Below are 16,406 nucleotides of genomic sequence, written 5' to 3' on the forward strand. Positions count from 1 at the left end.
GACTTTGCTGGACAAGAACAGGTTTTGGAAAATCTAATTGTTTTTGTGCAGGCTGCCAATTTGCGAAATGAAGCTTTAGACCATACCTTGTTTCATGGACCTCCAGGTTTGGGTAAAACCACGTTGGCTAATATTTTAGCCAATGAATTGGGAGTGGGCATTAAAATTACTTCGGGGCCCGTATTGGATAAGCCTGGTGATTTGGCCGGACTATTAACCAATTTGGAAGAACGAGATGTCTTATTTATAGACGAAATCCATCGTTTAAGCCCAATAGTTGAAGAATATTTGTATTCGGCAATGGAAGATTTCAAAATTGACATCATGATTGAATCGGGTCCAAATGCAAGAACCGTTCAAATCAATCTAAATCCATTTACGTTAGTAGGAGCAACAACACGTTCCGGCTTGTTAACCGCACCCATGCGTGCTCGTTTTGGAATTCAAAGTCGCTTACAATATTACAACACCGAACTGTTAACCACTATTGTACAACGAAGTGCTGCTATATTAAAAATGCCAATCACTATGGAAGCTGCAATCGAAATTGCTGGCAGAAGTAGGGGAACACCGCGAATCGCAAATGCACTTTTGCGCCGTGTACGTGATTTTGCTCAAATAAAAGGGAATGGTAAAATTGATATTGAAATTGCAAAATTTGCTTTAAAAGCGTTACATGTTGATGCTCATGGATTGGATGAAATGGACAATAAAATTTTACTCACCATCATTGAAAAATTTAAAGGTGGACCAGTTGGATTATCGACATTAGCCACCGCAGTTTCCGAAAGTGGTGAAACCATTGAAGAAGTGTACGAACCTTTCTTAATTCAAGAAGGCTTTATCATGAGAACTCCTCGTGGAAGAGAAGTAACCGAAAAAGCGTATAAACATTTAGGAAAAATTAAAAATATCATTCAAGGAGGATTGTTCTAATTTGATAAACAACAATGAAAAATACTCAAAAGTAATTAAAGCCGAATCCAAAAGACTCGGCTTTCTCTCTTGTGGTATTTCCAAAGCTGGTTTTTTAGAACAAGAAGCGCCAAGACTTGAAAATTGGTTGAACCAAAATATGAACGGTCAAATGAGTTACATGGAAAACCATTTTGACAAGCGTTTAAATCCTACGTTATTAGTAGACGGTGCTAAAAGTGTGATTTCTTTGTTGTTAAATTATTATCCATCGGAACTTCAAAATCAAGAATCGTATAAAATTTCAAAATACGCTTACGGACAAGATTACCATTATATCATTAAAGAAAAATTAAAAGAACTTTTATTTTTTATTCAAGCAGAGATTGGTGAAGTGTCAGGAAGAGCTTTCGTAGACTCAGCCCCAGTATTGGACAAAGCATGGGCAGCAAAAAGTGGCTTAGGCTGGATAGGAAAAAACAGCAATTTGATCACGCAAAAAACGGGTTCATTTTATTTTATTGCCGAACTAATAGTAGATTTGGATTTGGAATATGACACCGCCACAACCGATCACTGTGGCACGTGTACGGCTTGTTTAGATGCTTGCCCCACGGAAGCCATAGTAGCGCCTTATGTAGTGGATGGAAGTAAATGTATTTCGTATTTTACCATTGAATTGAAAGATAATTTACCGCAAGACATGAAAGGTAAATTTGACGATTGGATGTTCGGTTGCGATGTGTGCCAAGATGTATGTCCTTGGAACCGGTTTTCACAACCACATTCGGAGCCCTTGTTAAAAGCCAGTCCTGAAATTTTAAAGTTTTCCAAATCGGATTGGGACGAAATAACCCACGATACTTTCCAACAGGTATTTAAAAATTCAGCATTAAAGCGTTCAAAATTTGAAGGGGTACTTCGTAATATAAATTTTTTAAAAGAATACTAAAATAATTTCTCATTTTAGGGGCATACCCTTATATTTGTAAGTTAGTAAAATATAAAACCATGCATAAAGATAGTAAACGTAGAGAAGCCTTATTATATCACGCGAAACCTACTCCTGGAAAAATACAGGTAGTGCCCACTAAAAAATATGCAACCCAAAGAGATTTAGCATTAGCGTATTCGCCGGGTGTTGCCGAGCCTTGTTTAGAAATTGAAAAAGACGTTAACAACGTTTATAAATATACCGCAAAAGGAAATTTAGTAGCCGTAATTTCAAACGGAACTGCTGTTTTAGGTCTAGGAGACATTGGTCCCGAAGCTTCAAAACCAGTTATGGAAGGAAAAGGACTACTGTTTAAAATTTTTGCCGATATCGATGTTTTTGATATTGAAGTGGATACTAAAGATGTCGATAAGTTTATTGAGACGGTTAAAAACATTTCACCTACTTTCGGCGGAATTAACCTTGAGGATATCAAAGCGCCTGAGTCTTTCGAAATTGAGAGACGCTTAGTAGAGGAATTGAATATTCCAGTAATGCATGATGACCAACATGGAACCGCTATCATTTCTTCGGCAGCCTTATTGAATGCTGTTGAGTTGGCCGGCAAGAAAATGGAAGAAGTTTCTGTGGTAATTTCTGGAGCAGGTTCTGCCGCTATTGCATGTGCTAATTTATACGTTTCTTTTGGAGTGAAACCAGAAAACGTAGTCATGTTTAATAGTAAAGGGGCGTTGCGAAAAGACGATCCAAAAATATCAGACATGCAACGTGCGTATGCTACAGACAAACAATATAATGATTTAGCGCACGCCATGCAAGGAGCCGATGTTTTTGTAGGTTTATCTACGGGTGATATTGTGACTCCTGAAATGCTGTTGTCTATGGCAGATAATCCAATTGTATTCGCTATGGCCAATCCAATGCCGGAAATTAATTACGATCTAGCCATCGCAACCCGAAAGGATATTATTATGGCTACAGGCCGATCGGATCATCCTAATCAAGTAAATAACGTTCTTGGATTTCCATTTATTTTTAGAGGCGCTTTAGATGTAAGAGCCACTAAAATTAATGAAGAAATGAAAAAGGCAGCTGTAGTAGCCTTGGCAAATTTAGCCAAAGCTTCTGTGCCAGAACAAGTAAATATTGCCTATGGCGAAACCAAATTAACTTTTGGTCGCGATTATATCATACCAAAACCTTTTGACCCACGATTGATTGCCGAAGTGCCACCTGCGGTAGCAAAAGCAGCAATGGAATCGGGTGTTGCGTTGGCCCCAATTACCGATTGGGAGAAATATAAAGATGATTTATTGGAACGAATGGGTTCTGATAATAAAATGATCCGTTTGTTAACCAACAGAGCGAGAACCAGTCCGAAACGCATTATTTTTGCTGAAGCCGATCAAATAGATGTATTAAAAGCGGCTCAAATTGTACACGAAGAAGGTATTGGTTTTCCAATTTTATTGGGAAATAAAGAAATCATCAACGAACTAAAAGAAGAAATTGGTTTTGATGCTGAAGTGCCTGTATTTGATCCCAAAACAAAAGAATCAGAAGCTAAACGATTGGAATATGCTACTCATTTTTGGGAAAGTCGCAAACGCAAAGGAATTACATTATTAGATGCCGAAAAGTGGATGCGCGAACGCAATTATTTTGGGTTAATGATGGTCAATACTGGTGAAGCAGATGCTTTTTTAACGGGTCATGCTAGAAGTTATCCTTCTTCTATTAAGCCTGTTATGCAACTTATTGATCGAATGCCGGGTGTTTCAAAAATTGCAACAACGAATATGATGATGACGGCTAGAGGTCCCATCTTTTTATCGGATACGGCGATCAATCCCAATCCAACAGCTGATGAATTGGCTAAAATTGCTTTAATGACAGCAAAAGCGGTTCGCATGTTTGGAATGGAGCCTGTAATTGCTATGGTTTCGTATTCCAATTTTGGTTCCTCTCAAAATGAAGGTCCAAATAAAGTAAGACAAGCGGTTAATTACTTGCATGAAAATTTTCCAGATCTTGTAGTAGATGGCGAAATTCAAACAGACTTTGCTTTAAATCCAGATATGTTAAAAAGTAAGTTTCCATTTTCTAAATTGGTCAATAAAAAAGTAAATACACTTATTTTTCCAAATTTAGATGCGGCAAACATTACTTATAAATTATTAAAAGAGTTAAACAAATCGGAATCAATTGGTCCAATAATCCTTGGATTAGATAAGCCTGTTCACGTGTTTCAATTGGGTGCTAGTGTAGAAGAAATGGTAAATATGGCAGCGGTTGCTGTTGTAGATGCACAAGAAAAAGGTAAGAAAAAACAATAACTTAATACGATGATAGCACACATTCAAGGACGATTAGTTGAAAAAACACCCACCGAAGTGATCATTGATTGTAATGGTGTGGGATATCATATTAATATTTCATTGCATACGTATTCTTTACTTCCAGATTCGGAAAATTTAAAATTGTTTACTTTTCTTCAAATTAGAGAAGATGCACATACTTTATATGGTTTCATTGAAAAACAAGAGCGAGAATTATTTAAATTATTGTTATCCGTTTCGGGTGTTGGAGCCAGTACTGCTCGAACCATGTTGTCATCGTTAGCACCACAACTCATCATTCAAGCCATTGCTTCCAATGATGTGGGGACCATGCAATCCATGAAAGGTATTGGTGCAAAAACCGCACAACGCATTATCCTCGATTTAAAAGAAAAAGTGTTAAAAGTGTATAATATAGACGAAGTTTCTGTATTCGAAAGCAATACAAATAAAGATGAAGCGTTATCTGCATTAGAAGTTTTAGGCTTTGTAAGGAAATCTGCTGAAAAGGTAATCGATAAAATTATCAGAGAGGCACCAAACGCCTCCGTTGAAGATTTAATCAAGCAAGCTTTAAAAAATTTATAAGACTTGAGAAAAATAGGACCCATACAGTTCAAAAATTATTATTATTTTCTTTTTATAGTAATGCTTTTTTCATGTTCACTACACGCTCAAGTAGGAGAACAGGCAAAGGATACCGTAAAAACGGGTGTTGATTTGGGAAAAATTGAAATTCCAAATCCAAAGAGTATCTTAGACTCTTATACCTATGATCCCATAACCGATCGATACATTTATACAAAATCGGTAGACGGGTTTAATATCAATTATCCATTGATATTGACCCCAAAACAATATCAAGATTTGATGTTGCGAGAACAAATGCGTGATTATTATCAAGAAAAATCTGCAGCAATTGACGGCAAAAAAGCTGGTACCGATGCAGCAAAGCGCAATTTATTACCAGTTTATCGGGTAAATTCTAAAATCTTTGAAACTATTTTTGGGAGTAATACTATTGATATCAAGCCAACAGGATCGGTTGAGTTAGATTTGGGAGTGCGATTTACAAAACAAGACAACCCTTCCTTTTCACCACGAAATAGAAGAACAACCAGCTTTGATTTTACGCAACGAATTAGTGTTGGACTTCAAGGTAAAGTAGGTACAAGACTTAGTGTGAACATCAATTATGATACCCAATCTACCTTTGCATTTCAAAATTTAATTAAATTAGAGTTTGATCCAAATGTAGCTGGAGGGGAAGACTCCATAATAAAAAAATTGGAAGTAGGAAATGTCAGTTTCCCGTTATCTAATTCCTTAGTTCGCGGTGCACAAAGTTTATTTGGAGTTAAAACGCAACTGCAATTTGGTAAAACAACCTTCACAGGTGTGTTTTCAGAACAAAAATCACAAACAAAATCGGTTACTTCTCAAGGTGGTGGAACCATTCAAGATTTTGAACTTTTTGCTTTGGATTACGATTCAGATCGGCATTATTTTTTATCCCAATATTTCAGAAATAAGTACGACAAAGCCTTAGAAAATTATCCATATATCAATTCTCGCGTTCAAATTACACGTATTGAAGTATGGATTACGAACAAGCAAAATAGAGTAAGTACCACAGATAATAATTTAAGAAATATTGTGGCTTTGCAAGATCTGGGAGAAGCACAACAATCTGGAATTTCAGATACCGAAATTGTTGGGGTCCCAAATCCAGGGTTTTTTAATGTACTCCCAGATACACCAACGGACAATGCCAATAATAAGTTTAATCCCAATAGTATTGGTAGTAATTTTTTAAACAATTCTATACGTGATGTTTCAACGGCTTTAAACGGCTTTAATATCGCCGGCATGGCTGAAGGAATTGATTTTGCAAAACTTGAAAATGCCCGCAAATTAGCAGCATCTGAATTTACTTTTAATCCGCAATTGGGTTATTTATCTCTCAATCAGCGATTAGCCAATGATGAAGTATTGGCAGTGGCCTATCAATATACTATTGGTGATCAAGTATTTCAAGTGGGAGAATTTGGTACCGATGGTGTAGATGCTACCAATGTAGATACTGCCGGAGTTCCTTCTTCGCAAGCATTAGTACTAAAAATGCTGAAAGGAAATTTAGTAGTAGTAGACGAGCCTGTTTGGGATTTGATGATGAAAAATATATATCAAATTCCAAGTGGATATCAATTACAACAAGAAGATTTTAAGTTGAATATCTTATACACTGATCCTTCGCCGTTGAACTATATTACGCAATCGGGAGTTGACCCATTGCCATCAAATGTGGCAGATACTCCTTTGTTAAAAGTATTCAATGTCGATCAATTAAACTACACTAATGATCCACAAGCAGGAGGAGATGGTTTTTTCGACTTTATTCCCGGACTTACCATAGATCCACAAAAAGGACGAATTATATTTTCAACAGTTGAGCCTTTTGGAAAACATTTGTTTGAAAAGCTTCGCAACAATGGTTCAGAAGATTACGATGGTGGAATTTATAACAGCAACCAATCGAAATATGTTTTTAGAAATTTATACAAATCAACACAAGCAGGTGCGTTACAAGAAAGTGCCAAAAATAAGTTTCAATTAAAAGGACGATTCAAATCAGCAGGAGGTGATGGAATTTCAATTGGAGCATTTAATGTCCCACAAGGTTCAGTTGTGGTTACCGCTGGTGGAAGAACATTAATTGAAGGGGTTGATTATACCGTAAATTATCAATTAGGGAAAGTTCAAATTATGGATCCCTCTTTGCAAGCTTCAAACACCCCTATTGAAGTTTCCGTAGAAAACAATTCTGTTTTTGGACAACAAACCAGACGTTTTTGGGGATTCAATGTAGAACATAAATTTACCGATAAATTTTTAGTGGGCGCTACGGTATTAAACATGTCAGAACGCCCTTTTACTACTAAATCAAATTATGGGCAAGAGTCGGTGAACAATACAATTTATGGGTTCAATACAAATTATTCAACAGAAGTTCCATTTTTAACGCGTTTGGTCAATAAATTACCCAATATTGATACCGATGTGCCTTCTAGTATCTCATTTAGAGGAGAATTTGCTTATTTAAAACCAGGAAGTTCGAGAGCAGATCAGTTTAATGGTGAAGCTACAACCTATATCGACGATTTTGAAGGATCACAATCTACAATTGATATGCGTTCGCCACAATCTTGGACTTTGGCAAGTGTGCCATTAGAAGAGAATTTTGATGGAGAGCCCACTGCAAACGAACCGCCAGTTGATGTATTGAATATTGGCTATAAAAGAGCAAAAATGTCTTGGTATGCTGTAGATCCTTTGTTTTATACACAACGACCAGCTGGTGTATCCGACGATGATTTATCTTTTAATAAAACCCGCCGTATCTTTAGTAGAGAATTATACCCTGTTACGGATATCGTCCAAGGACAATCTACTGTAATCAATACCCTAGATTTGACCTATTTCCCAAAAGACCGCGGACCTTATAATTTTAATCCATCATTAGCAACATCCAATGTTTTCTCAGATACAGATGCACTAAATAACTGGGCTGGAATTATGCGTCCGATCAACTCCACTAATTTTGAACAATCTAATGTAGAGTACATTCAATTTTGGATGATGGACCCTTATTATGGTAATGCGGGTGATGTCGCCGATCCTACAAATTCAGGAAAAATTGTTTTCAATTTGGGTGAAATTTCGGAAGATGTACTTCGCGATGGAAAGAAATTATTTGAAAATGGTTTGCCAGAAGCCAATTCTACTCAGCCTACGTTTGAAACCGCTTGGGGTAAGGTGCCTGCATCCCAATCTTTAATTTATGCTTTTGATACTTCGGAAGCCAATCGAGCTGTTCAAGATGCTGGGTTTGATGGATTAACCGATACAGACGAGGCTACTAAGTACCCCGCTTTTGCAAGCCAACCCGACCCTGCGGCTGATAATTACCAATTTTATTTAAATGCATCAGGAGATATTATAAACCGATACAGAGATTATAACGGAAATGAAGGAAATTCTCCTGTTAATGTTTCCGATAATAATCGTGGGAATACGACGTTTCCAGACGTAGAAGATATCAATCGTGATAACACGATGAACACCATAAATGCCTATTTTAAATTTGAGGTTCCTATACAATTTTATCCAGATGGAGCAGTTCCTATTGGCCAAAATTATATAGCCGATTCTCGAGAAGATAACAGTGTTGAATTGCCAAATGGCGAACGGGGTAAAGTGCGTTGGATTTTATATAAAATTCCAATTTTAGAATTTACCGATGCCAATAAAGTAGGACCAATTTCCGATTTTCGTTCCATTCGTTTTATGCGCATGTACATGGCAGGATTCAAACAAGAAGTGACGCTTCGATTTGGAGCCCTAGACTTGGTTCGAGGCGAATGGAGAAGATACAATACTTCACTGGATGTTAATGATGTTGATCTTACAGATGACAATACTGGTTTTGATGTAGTTGCCCTGAATATACAAGAAAATGGAAATAGAACCCCTATTAATTATGTTACACCACCAGGAGTAGTTCGAGAGCAATTATACAACAATAATACGGTAATCAATCAAAATGAACAATCGTTATCGTTACGTATATATAAAAAAGATCCTACACTCTCGGGTTTGGGAGGATTAGAAACTGCCGATTCTAGAGCCGTATTTAAAAATGTAAATGTGGATATGCGTCAGTTTAAAAAATTACGAATGTTTTTACACGCTGAAGCTATTGAAGGAAATGCAAATTCAGATCGTCTTCAAGATGATGAAATGGTCGCCTTTATTCGCTTTGGTAATGACTTTACGGACAATTTTTATCAAGTTGAAATGCCGTTAAAAATTACTCCACACGGCGCCTCGTCGGCGGAAGAAATTTGGCCATCTGAAAACGAAATGGAAGTATCATTAGCCCTACTAACCAAATTAAAAATATTAGCCCTGGGTAATGATCCAAGTATTATTTACGATCCTAATGGGATTGGCTTTTTAGAAGAAGAAGACTTAGGTTCTTCTGATAATAAATTAACTTTTGGTATAAAAGGTAATCCTAATTTTGGATTGGTAAGAACATTGATGGTCGGACTCAAAAATAAGAATTCGGGCGAACCCTTGCGAGGTGAGGTATGGTTCAACGAATTGCGAATGTCCGATATGGATAACAAAGGAGGATATGCTGCCATTGCAAATTTGGATGCAAAAATTGCCGATTTTGCAAGTGTTTCTGCAACTACACGTGTAAGTACGATAGGTTTTGGTGCTTTAGAACAAGGGCCTAATGAGCGAAGTCGTGAAAATGTATTCCAATACGATATTGTAACCAATGTCAATGTGGGTCAATTATTGCCAAAGAAATGGGGAATAAATTTACCCTTTAATTATGGGATTGGGGAAGAAACCATCACACCAAAATTTGATCCATTCTATCAAGACATTGAACTGAATCAATTGTTAGACGTTACAAATGATGCCTCTCAAAGAGCAAACATTGAAAACAGAGCGATCGATTATACCAAACGAACCAGTATCAATTTAATTGGGGTGAGAAAAGAAAAGAATCCCGAAAAGAAAACCCACTTTTATGATGTAGAGAACTTAACACTTTCGTATTCTCTAAATCAAACGGAGCATCATGATTATGAAATTGAAAATTTATTAGACCAACAAAACAGAACGTCTGTTGATTATGCCTATACATTTAAACCGTTAACCTTTGAACCTTTTAAAAATTCAAAGGCGTTAAAGAAAAGTGGCTATTATAAAATGTTAAGTGATCTCAATTTTAATTTCTTACCCAGTAATGTATCATTCAGTTCAAATATCATTCGTCAATTTAACAAACAACGTTTTCGTTTGGTAGATGTTCAAGGTATTGGATTGGGTGACTTGTACCGAAGAAATTACTTTTTCAATTATCAATATGGCTTTAATTATAATATCACGAAGTCACTACGTGTTAATTATACCGCCTCTTCGAATAATATTGTGCGTAATTATTTGGACGAAAATAACATGCCAATTGATGGATTAGATTTATGGGATGATTACTGGAATATTGGTCAATCCAATCAGCACAATCAACAGCTTGTTGTAAATTATGACTTGCCCATAAATAAAATTCCTGCCTTGGCTTTCGTGAAATCGACTTATGTGTACACGGGCGACTATAATTGGCAACGCTCATCTGATGCTTTCTCTTCCATAGAAGCAGAAAACGGAATCATTTATGAACTTGGAAACACAATTCAAAACGCCAGTTCACATAAATTAAACACTACGTTTAATATGGATACGTTTTATAAATATATAGGTCTTACAAAAAATAAAACAAACAAAGCTAGAACACCCAATTCTAAAGATAAGGGAACCGCTCCAAAACCAGGACAAAAAGTCGTAGCAACCAATAGAAACAGCAATAGCGAACGCAATATTTTTATGAGTGGATTGATTGGTTTGGCAACAAGTGTTAAAAATATTCAAGTCAATTTTACAGAAAATAGTGGAACAGTGTTGCCAGGTTATTTACCAGGATTAGGCTTTTTTGGTTCATCAAAACCCTCTCTTGGATTTGTTTTTGGAAGCCAATCAGATGTGCGTTACGAAGCTGCAAAAAACGGTTGGTTAACCTCATTTCCAGAGTTCAATCAAAATTTTACACAAGTAAAAAATACACAATTAAATTTTACGGCTCAATTGGAACCGTTCTCCGATTTTAAAATAGATTTAATGGGCGAACGAACGTATGCTTATAATTTCTCAGAGCAATTTGACGTTTCAGCTGGACAATATAACTCACGTTCACCCTATGATTTTGGAAATTTTAATATTTCAACAATACTAATTAAAACTGCTTTTTCTCAAAGTGATATTAATGTTTCTGAGGCTTTCGATGCTTTTCGAACCAATCGTTTGGTAATAGCAGACCGATTGGCCGAAAAATACTATGCAACAGGTTCTATTCCAAGAGATGCAGAAGGATTTCCTGTAGGTTTTGGTAAAAACAGCCAACAAGTATTGTTGCCTTCTTTCCTTGCGGCTTACTCAGGTCAAGATGCAGGAAAAGTTTCAACCGGCGTCTTTAAATCAATTCCATTGCCCAATTGGAATATAAAATATACAGGTTTCATGCGCTATAAATGGTTTAAAGATTCGTTCAAAACATTTTCTATTCAGCATGGGTACAGAGCCAGTTACAATGTAAATGCGTTTCGTTCCAATTTGAATACGACACCAACTGATGTCAATGGTAATTTTTATGCCAATAAGTTGATTTCAAATGTGAATTTATCCGAACAATTTAATCCCTTGATAAAAGTTGATTTGACCTTAAAAAATTCATTAAAAGTACTGGCTGAAATCAAAAAAGACCGAACATTAAACATGAGTTTTGATAACAACCTTTTAACGGAAGTAAGCGGAAACGAGTACATTGTTGGATTGGGTTACCGTATCAAAGATGTCACCATTAATTCGGCTTTAGCGGATAATCCAACAGGATTAATCAAAAGTGATATCAATATAAAGGCTGATTTTTCTTTGCGAAAAAATACAACTATTGTTCGGTACCTGGATTACAACAACAACCAATTGGGAGGAGGACAAGATATGTGGTCGATTCGATTTACTGCCGATTATTCGTTTAGTAAAAACATGACTGCAATTTTATTTTATGATCATCAGTTTTCCCAAGCGGTGATATCGACTTCCTTCCCAATCACTAACATAAGGGCTGGATTTACCTTGCGCTATAATTTTGGGAATTAAAAATAATGAAAACCCTTTTTACAATTCAATAAATACAATTACATTTGTACCACTAAATAATTAACCAAAATGAATATACCAACTAATTTAAAATACACGAAAGACCACGAGTGGGTTTCAGTTGATGGAGAAATTGCAACTGTAGGAATTACTGATTTTGCTCAAAAAGAATTAGGCGATATTGTCTATGTTGAAGTAGAAACTTTAGATCAAACTTTGGATAAAGATGAAGTTTTTGGTACAGTTGAAGCAGTAAAAACAGTATCCGATTTATTCTTGCCTCTTTCAGGTGAAATTATTGAATTCAATGATGCATTAGAATCTGATCCTGAAAAAGTAAATACAGATCCTTATGGCGACGGTTGGATGGTAAAAGTTAAAATTTCAGACGCTTCAGAAATAGCTACACTTTTATCAAGTGAAGATTACAAAGCACTTATCGGAGCGTAATTTTATTTTTCTCGCCCTGCTCTGGACCCTTGGGGTTACTATAGGTAGTTTGGCAAGTTTAAATAATTTACCCGCTGTTTCGATTCCCGGAAAAGATAAAACCGCACATTTTTTATTTTATTTTGTGTTCTTTATCTTATGGTATTTTGGTTTGTGCAAAAAGAGTACCCATAAATATTTCAGTGTTTTATTGTTTTTCATAACACTTTTCTATGGTATTTCTATGGAATTTTTGCAAGCAAATTTCACTACTAATCGCCATGCCGATCCCTTTGATGTTTTAGCGAATACCATGGGAACGTTGGCAGGACTTTTAACGGTCTATTTGTTAAGTAAATATAAAAAGACATAATGCCTTTATAAGATCCCATTCCGATGGGATTTTTTTATTTTCACTCAAAAATTAAATGAATATAATGGACATCAAACACTATTTAGATGCTACCTATTTAAAAACGGCTGCTCAAGCCAATTTATCCGAAAAGGAGAATAATGAAGTGGTCAAAAATGCCATTCAAGAAGCGATCGATTGCCAATTCAAATTGATCATGATTCGGCCAGAACAAGTAGCTTTTGCTAAAGAAATGATAAAAAAGTCAAAATCTAAAGTTACCATCGGAACCGTTATTGATTTTCCAAAAGGCATAGGTTCATTAGCTAATAAACTCAAAGAAGCAAATGACGCTATAGTAAATGGAGCAGATGATTTAGATTTTGTAATTAACTATAGTGCTTTTAAAAACGGCGCAATTGATGAAGTTAAGCAACAAGTAATTGCTTGTACAAAATTAGGATTGGATCATCATAGGATTGTCAAATGGATTATTGAAGTTGCCGCATTAGATCATCATCAAATTATTCAACTCACAGTTTTGATTAAAAATACTATCATTGCTCATTTTTCTGAAAAAGATTTTGAAAAAGTATTCGTTAAATCTTCTACCGGATTCTATAAAACCCCAGACGATATTCCTAACGGCGCAACTCCAGAAACGATAAAATTAATGCTGGAAAATTCGTTTCCTTTGCCGGTAAAAGCAGCTGGTGGTGTAAAAACTTATGATGAAGCAGTTGCTATGATTCAATTGGGGGTAAAGCGGATTGGAACTTCTGCTGCCAAAGCAATTGTAATGGGACAAATTTCAAAGAGTGATTATTAATTTTTTTTAAATATTTAACTAATTTTCTAAATTCTAAATTCTAAATTCTAATTTTCATATCGTATCTTTGCACACATTTTATAGCCAAATACATTAATAAATTGGAAACTGTACATCCACCTAAAAAATCTTTTTATAAAGACTTTGTAGAAATTACAAAAGCACGATTAGCCATCAGTGTTGTTTTTTCTACCATCGCTGGGTATTTGTTAGGAATTGATTCGTGGTTTTCTCACAATTGGGAAATATTGCTTTTATTGGCGATTGGCGGTTACTGTATGGTAGGTGCTTCTAATATTTTCAATCAAATTATAGAAAAAGACTTGGATGCGTTAATGGATCGCACAAAAAATCGTCCGTTACCCTCTGAACGAATGAGCAAACAAACAGCTTTCATTTTTGGAGGTATATTGACGCTTTTGGGATTGGTTATATTATACAATGTAAATCCGAAAACGGCTATGTTTAGTGCCATTTCGATATTTATGTATGTGAGTTTGTATACCCCATTAAAAACAATGACGCCTTTATCGGTTTTTGTAGGGGCATTTCCGGGAGCAATTCCGTTTATGTTGGGTTGGGTTGCGGCTACGGGACACTTTGGTATTGAAGCCGGAACGTTATTTATTATTCAGTTTTTTTGGCAATTTCCCCATTTTTGGGCCATTGGTTGGTTTTTATACGACGATTATAAAAAAGCAGGATTTTTTATGTTGCCTACTGGCGAAAAAGATAAAAAGACGGCCCTGCAAATTATATTATATACTTTTTGGACTATTTTAGCCTCAGTAATTCCCGCCTTTGGATTTACAGGTCATTTGTACTTGTCAATTCCTGCTGTAATTATTGTGGTAGCGTTGGGAATTTGGATGCTGTTTTATGCTTTCAAATTGCATCAAGTCATGGAAGCAAAAGCGGCTCGAAAATTAATGTTGGTGAGTGTTTCCTACATTTCATTGCTACAAATAGTATATGTAGTGGATAAATTTTTACGATAGTTATGGAAAATAGAATGACTTTTGAAGAAGAACAAGAACGCAAAGGTAAAACCTACAAGCTGTTATTGTGGTTTGGAATGATCAGTATTTGTATGATCTTTGCTGGATTGACGAGTGCTTATGTAGTAAGTAAATCGCGACCCGATTGGTTAAAAGATTTTCATTTACCATCTGCATTTTTATTCAGTACTATTGCAATGTTAGTGAGTAGTTTTACGTTTTTTTTGGCACTAAAATCCATGAGAAGAGGTAACAGAAATCAAACGTCTGTATTATTACTTTCTACTTTAGCTTTAGGAATAGCTTTTGTTGCACTGCAAATTAAAGGTTTTGATCAAGTGATTGCGAATGGATATTTTTTTACAGGAAGCGAAAGTAATGTAACCACTTCCTTTTTGTATATTACAGTTTTGGTACACATTGCCCATCTGTTGGGCGGAATAATTTCACTTTTAGTAGTAATTTATAATCATTATAAACAAAAATACAATTCGACTCAAACCCTTGGTATTGAGCTAAGTGCGATGTATTGGCACTTTATGGATTTTATTTGGGTTTATTTGTTTTTGTTTTTCTATTTTTTCAAATAGAAAAAAAATAATAAATTTGGGAACTTTTTAATATTTAAAAATTTATGGGAGCGACAGTTATTTCAAATGAACACGCTTTAGACGGAGGTCCAGGTCCATTGGGAGCAACCTATGGTAAAATGATGATGTGGTTTTTCATCCTTTCGGATGCTTTAACTTTTTCTGGATTCTTAGCCGCGTATGGTTTTTCAAGATTTAAATTTATTGAAACTTGGCCTATAGCCGATGAGGTTTTTAATCACTTTCCATTTGCACATGGTGTTAATGCACCGATGTACTATGTAGCATTAATGACCTTTATCTTGATTTTTTCTTCGGTAACCATGGTTTTGGCAGTAGATGCAGGTCACCAATTGAAAAAAACGAAAGTAGCTGTTTATATGGCGCTTACAATCGTTGGTGGATTCATCTTCTTAGGATCTCAAGCTTGGGAATGGAAAAATTTCATTAAAGGAGAGTATGGAGCAGTGGAGACTAAAGGAGGTTCTATTTTACAATTTGTAAAAAAAGGCGCTAATGGTGAATATGAAAGAGTAGCACTAGGGGATTTTGCTTTAACTTTAACTGAAGACAGAGAACAATTACACAGAAATAACGGATTTTGGTTCATGGAAGAAGCAACGATTCCTTCTTATTCTGTAAATGAAGTAATGCAAGGATTTAAAGCAGACGAATCGATTTTAATTCGAACAGAGTTAATTACCGCTGAAAAGGAAAAAGCAGTTTTATCGCGAGAAGAATCTTTGAAAAGATTGGCCGAGACCAAATATGTTGTTGAGGGAGCCAATTTAGTTCGTAATGAATACGGTAGTAAATTATTTGCAAACTTCTTTTTCTTTATTACTGGTTTTCACGGATTTCACGTATTTACAGGAGTATTGATTAATATCATTATTTTCTTTAACGTATTACTTGGAACATATGAAAAGAGAAAAAGTTACGAAATGGTTGAAAAAGTTGGATTGTATTGGCACTTTGTAGATTTAGTTTGGGTGTTTGTATTTACATTCTTCTATTTAGTATAATTTATTAATAATAGTATATCATGGCACAAGCACACGAATCACATACTGGAAGAATTTGGAAAGTATTTATTTATCTTTCTATTCTTACTATCGTTGAAGTTATTTTTGGTATTTTTAAGCCTAAAGCATTGTTTTTTACTAATTTTATAGGAATGAATTTACTAAATTGGTTGTTCATTATTT

The 16,406-nt window shown here is 35.5% G+C and carries 11 protein-coding genes; all 11 read left to right on the top strand.

From position 1 onward, the window contains the following. A partial coding sequence (gene ruvB / locus ACIQ6Z_RS06075; RefSeq protein WP_396210036.1) for a Holliday junction branch migration DNA helicase RuvB occupies positions 1–936 on the top strand: 936 nt, incomplete at its 5' end. Position 937: 1 nt separating this feature from the next. Further along, on the top strand, positions 938–1,867 hold the full coding sequence (queG, locus tag ACIQ6Z_RS06080; protein ID WP_396210037.1) for a tRNA epoxyqueuosine(34) reductase QueG: 930 nt from the start codon (positions 938–940) through the stop codon (positions 1,865–1,867). Between the two features lie 59 nt (positions 1,868–1,926). Continuing rightward, positions 1,927–4,206, top strand: coding sequence for an NADP-dependent malic enzyme (locus tag ACIQ6Z_RS06085; RefSeq protein ID WP_396210038.1), 2,280 nt, complete (start codon positions 1,927–1,929; stop codon positions 4,204–4,206). 9 nt (positions 4,207–4,215) lie between these two features. After that, positions 4,216–4,797 (top strand): Holliday junction branch migration protein RuvA, encoded by a 582-nt coding sequence (gene ruvA, locus ACIQ6Z_RS06090; protein ID WP_396210039.1) that lies wholly within the window; start codon positions 4,216–4,218, stop codon positions 4,795–4,797. A gap of 60 nt (positions 4,798–4,857) precedes the next feature. Continuing rightward, the gene (gene sprA, locus ACIQ6Z_RS06095; protein ID WP_396210046.1) at positions 4,858–12,000 is read left to right on the top strand and encodes a cell surface protein SprA; all 7,143 of its coding nucleotides are present in this window, start codon (positions 4,858–4,860) and stop codon (positions 11,998–12,000) included. 69 nt (positions 12,001–12,069) lie between these two features. Beyond that, complete coding sequence (gene gcvH / locus ACIQ6Z_RS06100; RefSeq protein WP_396210040.1) at positions 12,070–12,450, top strand: glycine cleavage system protein GcvH; 381 nt, start codon at positions 12,070–12,072, stop codon at positions 12,448–12,450. Further along, complete coding sequence (locus ACIQ6Z_RS06105) at positions 12,419–12,802, top strand: VanZ family protein (RefSeq protein ID WP_396210041.1); 384 nt, start codon at positions 12,419–12,421, stop codon at positions 12,800–12,802. Before gcvH ends, ACIQ6Z_RS06105 begins: the two co-directional genes overlap by 32 nt. A gap of 64 nt (positions 12,803–12,866) precedes the next feature. Further along, positions 12,867–13,610, top strand: coding sequence for a deoxyribose-phosphate aldolase (gene deoC / locus ACIQ6Z_RS06110; protein WP_396210042.1), 744 nt, complete (start codon positions 12,867–12,869; stop codon positions 13,608–13,610). A 101-nt stretch (positions 13,611–13,711) separates the two neighbouring features. After that, complete coding sequence (cyoE, locus tag ACIQ6Z_RS06115; RefSeq protein WP_396210043.1) at positions 13,712–14,608, top strand: heme o synthase; 897 nt, start codon at positions 13,712–13,714, stop codon at positions 14,606–14,608. A gap of 2 nt (positions 14,609–14,610) precedes the next feature. Beyond that, on the top strand, positions 14,611–15,198 hold the full coding sequence (locus ACIQ6Z_RS06120; RefSeq protein ID WP_396210044.1) for a heme-copper oxidase subunit III: 588 nt from the start codon (positions 14,611–14,613) through the stop codon (positions 15,196–15,198). A gap of 44 nt (positions 15,199–15,242) precedes the next feature. Beyond that, the gene (locus ACIQ6Z_RS06125) at positions 15,243–16,223 is read left to right on the top strand and encodes a cytochrome c oxidase subunit 3 (protein WP_396210045.1); all 981 of its coding nucleotides are present in this window, start codon (positions 15,243–15,245) and stop codon (positions 16,221–16,223) included. Positions 16,224–16,406: the final 183 nt, after the last annotated feature.

The organism is Flavobacterium sp. (assembly GCF_044376915.1).
In the GTDB taxonomy this organism is placed as follows: Bacteria; Bacteroidota; Bacteroidia; order Flavobacteriales; family Flavobacteriaceae; genus Flavobacterium.

Excerpts from the sequence above, each read along its gene's own strand:
- deoC (WP_396210042.1), top strand. The coding sequence starts at position 12,867 with ATGGACATCAAACACTATTTAGATGCTACCTATTTAAAAACGGCTGCT.
- ACIQ6Z_RS06085 (WP_396210038.1), top strand. The coding sequence starts at position 1,927 with ATGCATAAAGATAGTAAACGTAGAGAAGCCTTATTATATCACGCGAAA.
- gcvH (WP_396210040.1), top strand. The coding sequence starts at position 12,070 with ATGAATATACCAACTAATTTAAAATACACGAAAGACCACGAGTGGGTT.
- ruvA (WP_396210039.1), top strand. The coding sequence starts at position 4,216 with ATGATAGCACACATTCAAGGACGATTAGTTGAAAAAACACCCACCGAA.
- ACIQ6Z_RS06125 (WP_396210045.1), top strand. The coding sequence starts at position 15,243 with ATGGGAGCGACAGTTATTTCAAATGAACACGCTTTAGACGGAGGTCCA.
- ACIQ6Z_RS06120 (WP_396210044.1), top strand. The coding sequence starts at position 14,611 with ATGGAAAATAGAATGACTTTTGAAGAAGAACAAGAACGCAAAGGTAAA.
- sprA (WP_396210046.1), top strand. The coding sequence starts at position 4,858 with ATGCTTTTTTCATGTTCACTACACGCTCAAGTAGGAGAACAGGCAAAG.